Here is a 2,309-nt window from a genome sequence, read left to right on the forward strand (position 1 = left end):
GAGTCCGCCCCTGAGTCCGCCGCTTTGCCCGCCCTCTGCCCGCAGCGGCTGTGCGGCGATGGCCGGCGCGGTGTTGCGCGTGTGCGGGCCGCAGTCCGGCCGGCGCCGTCCGGGGCGAGGGGCCGGCCGGCGACGCTGGCGATTGGCGAACCGGCACTGCCGCTTTGCCGGATGCTGCCGGCGCGTGCCGGCCGGGACGGCAGGCGGGAATTGTAAAACGCCAACATTACAGAGCGGAAAGCTTCGGAATGAAAATCATGACAATGATTTAATCTCATTTTACATCGTCATGTCGTGGATCATGAAGGTTATTTCTGGCATAAGCCGCGGCCATTGGGGGGAAGCCAAAATCAGTCCGCGGCAGGAAAGCCGGAAACCTGTGCCGTCATGTGCGGCACGGGGCCCGGTTTCTCATGCCTGAACTCAGCCAGAAGGCAAGAATCATGACGACTCTTACCGGCACGACGACCACGATTACATGGTCATGGGGCACCAGCACGGTGCTTGCATTCGATCCCGCAGCCGACGGGCTCGATTTCGGCTGGTTTTCAGCCGACAATTTCACCATCACGGAAGTCGATGGCTCCGTGGTGATTTCCATTCCCTCCAACAACCAGACCTATGTTCTGCAGGGCGTGCGTCTGTCGCAGCTTTCGCTCGACAACATCACGGCGCGCGATGCGACGGCCATTCTCGCCTGGCAGACGGCTCTGGCCGCCGCCGATACCGGCAGCACGGATAGCGGCGACACCGACACGGGCAGCACGGATAGCGGCAGCACGGATACCGGCAGCACCGGCACGGGCGGCACGGACAGCGGCAGCACCGGCAGCGACGACGATGCCACCGCGGCCTATGCGGCGGCGTGGTCTTCGGCCGATGTCTATACCGCCGGCGACCGCGTCAGTATCGGCAATGTCGTCTACGAGGCGCAGTGGTGGACGCAGGGCGACGATCCGGCCGGCGGCAATTCCGTGTGGGTGTTCGTCGGCTACATGGACGACACCCCGGTGGTGCCGGATGCGCCCGACGATCTCTATGCCGCCAGCACCTCGGCCAGCACCACGGTTCTGGTGTGGGATGCTGCGGACGTGAACGGTGTCGGCACGGTAACCGCTTATAATATCTACCTGAATGGCGAACTGGTCGCGACCACCAGCTCCACTTATTACAAGGTGACCGGTCTCGATGCCGCCACCACCTACACCTTTACCGTGTCTGCGGTGGACGAGGCGGGCGAATCGGCGGTTTCCGACACCCTGAGCGTGACGACGAAAACGGAGGATTCCGGCACGACCGAAAAGACCTTCTCGCCCTATATCGACATGTCGCTGACGACGAGTCAGGACCTCGTCGGCATCGTCACGGCGGCCGGTCTCAGCGCGGTCACGCTGGCCTTCGTGCTGTCGTCGGGCACTGACACGCTCGGCTGGGGCGGTATCGGCACCATTGCCGGCGATACCCTGTCGAACGGCACGTCCATGCTGTCGCAGATCGAGCAATTGCAGGCGATGGGCGTGGATGTGACGCTCTCGCTCGGCGGTGCCAACGGGCAGGAGGGGGCGCTCACCTTCTCCAGTGCCGAGGCGCTGACGGCAGCCTATCAGGAGCTGATCGACCGTTACCACGTCAACAAGCTGGACTTCGACATCGAAGGCGCGGCCATTGCCAATGACGAGGCCAACGCCCTGCGCAACGAGGCGCTCGTGGCGCTGCAGGCGGCCAATCCGGACCTTGAGGTGTCGTTCACCCTGCCGGTGCTGACGACCGGCCTGACGCAGGACGGCATTGATCTGCTGACTGCGGCCATGGAAGCCGGCGTCGAGATCGCCAACGTCAACATCATGGCGATGGACTACGGCGATTACTACGACACCGGCGACATGGGCGCGGACGCCATTTCCGCGGCGCTGGCCACCATTGCGCAGCTGGAGGCGATCGGGCTGGATTGCCAGATCGTCATCACCGTGATGATCGGCATCAACGACGTGACCACCGAGGTGTTCACGCTGGAAGATGCCCAGCAGCTCGTCGACTTCGTGGAGGCCAACGATGCCGTGGCCGGCGTTTCGATGTGGTCGCTTGGCCGCGACAACGGCACCACGGTGGGCACGGTCTCGCCGCTGGGCAGCGGTATCACGCAGGATACCTATGCCTTCAGCGAGATTTTCTCCACCGTGAGCACCGGCAACACCGACAACGGCGGCGATACCGGGGACACCGGCAACACCGACAACGGCGGCGACACCGGGGACACCGGCAACACCGACAACGGCGGCGATACCGGGGACACCGGCAACACCGACAAC

General features: G+C 64.1%; 1 protein-coding gene. It reads left to right on the plus strand.

The window, feature by feature from the left end:
* Positions 1-443: 443 nt before the first annotated feature.
* On the plus strand, positions 444-2,309 hold a 1,866-nt coding region (locus tag V7067_RS05765), incomplete at its 3' end, for a carbohydrate-binding protein (RefSeq protein WP_334174931.1).

Origin of the sequence: Pseudoxanthobacter sp., from assembly GCF_036822375.1 — a bacterium.
Classification (GTDB): domain Bacteria; phylum Pseudomonadota; class Alphaproteobacteria; order Rhizobiales; family Segnochrobactraceae; genus Pseudoxanthobacter.